Origin of the sequence: Blautia sp. 1033sp1_1033st1_G9_1033SCRN_220408 (assembly GCF_040929965.1) — a bacterium.
GTDB lineage: Bacteria > Bacillota > Clostridia > Lachnospirales > Lachnospiraceae > Blautia_A > Blautia_A ammoniilytica.
In genome coordinates, this window is record NZ_JBFKZO010000049.1 from 1 (window position 1) to 2,860 (window position 2,860).

Genomic DNA, 2,860 nt, shown 5'->3' on the forward strand with positions numbered 1-2,860 from the left:
TTTGCAAATTGCTCTTCATCTACTTCTATTTGTCGGATAAACGAGGTTTTGAATACTTCTCCTGTATCTGTATCAGCAACAGCAACTACAGCTTTTTTATCACTTCCCGTACTACTTTTGTATTTCTTAACAACGTGATTTTCAATCCCTTCAATTGCTTGTTTCATAAAGGGGTTTTCTTCGTTTTTTTGAAAATCGGTTAATTTGAGTACTTTCTTATTTTCCATAAACATTCTATTTAGGCAAATTTGACTTTCTATATATCGGTGAAAAAGTATAATTTGATTTTCCACAAAGGAATATTTAAATTTCCATTAATACAATAAAAAAGCAAAATATATTTTCCTTTTTAACATCTAATAGGAAAGAGTGACTTTCTAATATGGAAAATCAGATTTTCCAATATGGAAAATACCCTATATTGAGTATCAACTACTTAACTTATTCTATTTCTTAAGTTCTTATTATACCCTAAAAACGGCATATAATCAACTACTTAAAAAATCATCGGTCGGGGAGCGCCCAGCGGCAAGGGGCGGGACCACCCGTCCCGACGAGCGCCCACACCATAAACTTTTTTTCGAATAAGCACACAACCGTTTTTCGAACCCTGCAAAATTTCTTCCGAACCCGAACGGCGTAACACTCCATTGAGTGAAGCTGCCGTTTGGTCGCTCCCCCTTTGGGGGCGGGGGGGGTTACATACCCATGCCGAAACCTCTGCTTCTGGTGATTTGCTTGAGTAGGTCTTTCCCCTCTTCCATAGCTTTTGATATGTTTGGGAAATGATGCCTTAAAGCCTCCAGTTGTTCGGAATTGAACAAGTCTTTCATCTTACCAAGTTCTTTTTTCAATTCCTTGGTTTCGGTCTTTAGTTCTTGGTTCTCCGTTCTTAGTCGGTTACTGGTTGTCCTTGCATTGTCCATTTGCTGTCTATAATACTCCTTGTCGTTCTCGGCTTTGAATACCTTTGTGCCGTTTCGCTCTTTTTCAAGTATAGCCTTTCCCAGTCTATCGGATAGCTGTTCATTTTCCCCCTCTAAAGCCTTTATTTTGGCTTTTAAGGCATCTTTTTCCCTATCGTTAACCGTTTTCCCTATCAAGCCGTAAAACTTCTCTGAAGCCTTAGAAATGAGTTTTTGGACGTTTTTCTTTGTTTCAATGGAACGTAGTTCTTTCTGAAGCTGAAGAAGCTGGTTTTGCACGTCCTTGTGCTTGTCTAACGCACTGGATATATCGTTGGATAGTTCCTGAAGCTGTTCTTTCGCACATTCGGTCTTGTACTGCATAGCCGATAAGTGTTTGCGATCAGAAGAAACACCACGTTCCATGCCCAGTGCTTCAGATGCTATGGTTTGGAGTTCTGCCATGTCATCACGCGATAAACGCACACTCTTCCCGTTCGGCTGCGTCCAATCGAAAACTACATGGGCGTGAAGGTTAGGTGTCCATTGCTTTGCGTTCATGTATCCTTCGTCCTTGTGTATATGGATTTGAAACGCTTCAATACCGAAACGTTCCTTGCAGACCGCAGCGAATTGCTGGAGTTCCTGCATGGTGGTTTCTTGCTTGATTACTATTACCCCCTCCCGTATGGGTGCTGCTTTAGTCTGCATCTTCTGCCCAACCGTATCGAAATATCTCTGTTTCGCACTCTCCAGCCGATGGGAGATGCTATCTCCAACCCAGCTTTCATTCAAATGACTAAGTTCCGGACGAACATAGTCCAACTCTTTTTCCCTAAAGTTGTGAATCTCGCTCCCCGGCTTCACTGCTTGTACATGAATACTTGTTGCTCCCATAAGTTAACATTTTTGTGACAATCGATAACAGCCGGTGACAGCCGGCTGACAGGGGGTTAAGGGGGCTTGTCCCCTTACACACGTACCCTTTAGGGTGCTAGTGTGCTATCACCATACTGCATAGGTGCGAAGTTAGTGAATGTTTTGTAAATGCACAAATAAAGGGGAAAACATTTGGATTTGCGACAATAAAGTACTACCTTTGTTGCTGACCAAACGGTAGCTGACCGATACGGGAGAGTTACCAAAATACAAGCCGCTGGAGTTAATTGACGGACATCCGACATCCCCAGCGGCTTTATTTTTGCCTATCTGCTTCGTCTAGGCATACCAATACCTCTACTAAAAATGTACTTCAAAGATACTTATTTTCTACCGACTTGATAGTTTTTACCCCATATTCTTGGACATTTTTCCCCCATGAGGTTATCTTTGTAGGGTGAAAGAGAAACCCATAAACGGGGATAGATTGAATGCTGGGAAGCATAAACAATCGGGGTAAGGTTAGCGAACCTTGCCTTTCATCCCCCATTATAACTTTACATAGAGGAACTTTATCTATCCCCCCCCGCCCCCAAAGGGGGAGCGACCAAACGGCAGCTTCACTCAATGGAGTGTTACAGTTCATCAAAACCAAGTGATAACTGTCGTTTCTCTGCTTCTTCTTTCTTTTGGGCAGCTAAAGTCTTTTTCCGAACGTATGTTTTTGTAAATGAAACCCTATCCCCATTAAAGACAATCAACGGATTAATGAACCAATTATATTCGTTTGGACCTCTTGCTATGATTTCACTTTGTACGAGCTCTGCCAATCCTTTGTATATGGCTTTGTCTGATTTGTATTGGGTGTATTCTAAGCATTTTCGCCTATCGAAAATTATCATATCATTCTTAGGCTTCATGCAAGTTAGAATATACCCGAAAACCCGAATAGCTGATTGTGATAGATTGAAAAAAGCGGCAAAATTCGCAAGGTATAGTTTTGCAAATTGCTCTTCATCTACTTCTATTTGTCGGATAAACGAGGTTTTGAATACTTCTCCTGTATCTGTATCAGC

General features: G+C 41.4%; 2 protein-coding genes and 1 pseudogene. All 3 read right to left on the reverse strand.

The window, feature by feature from the left end:
- A pseudogene (locus AB5916_RS17335) lies at positions 1–227 on the reverse strand (RepA protein); the annotation flags it as partial.
- Between the two features lie 471 nt (positions 228–698).
- Entirely contained in the window at positions 699–1,802 is a 1,104-nt protein-coding gene (locus tag AB5916_RS17340) for a plasmid recombination protein (protein WP_007572070.1), read from the reverse strand.
- A 617-nt stretch (positions 1,803–2,419) separates the two neighbouring features.
- Positions 2,420–2,860, reverse strand: a 441-nt coding sequence (locus AB5916_RS17345) for a replication/maintenance protein RepL (protein WP_032566776.1), incomplete at its 5' end; no start/stop codon positions are given.

Bases quoted from the DNA above. Each gene is read 5' to 3' on its own strand.
- AB5916_RS17340 (WP_007572070.1), bottom strand. From the start codon at position 1,802: ATGGGAGCAACAAGTATTCATGTACAAGCAGTGAAGCCGGGGAGCGAG.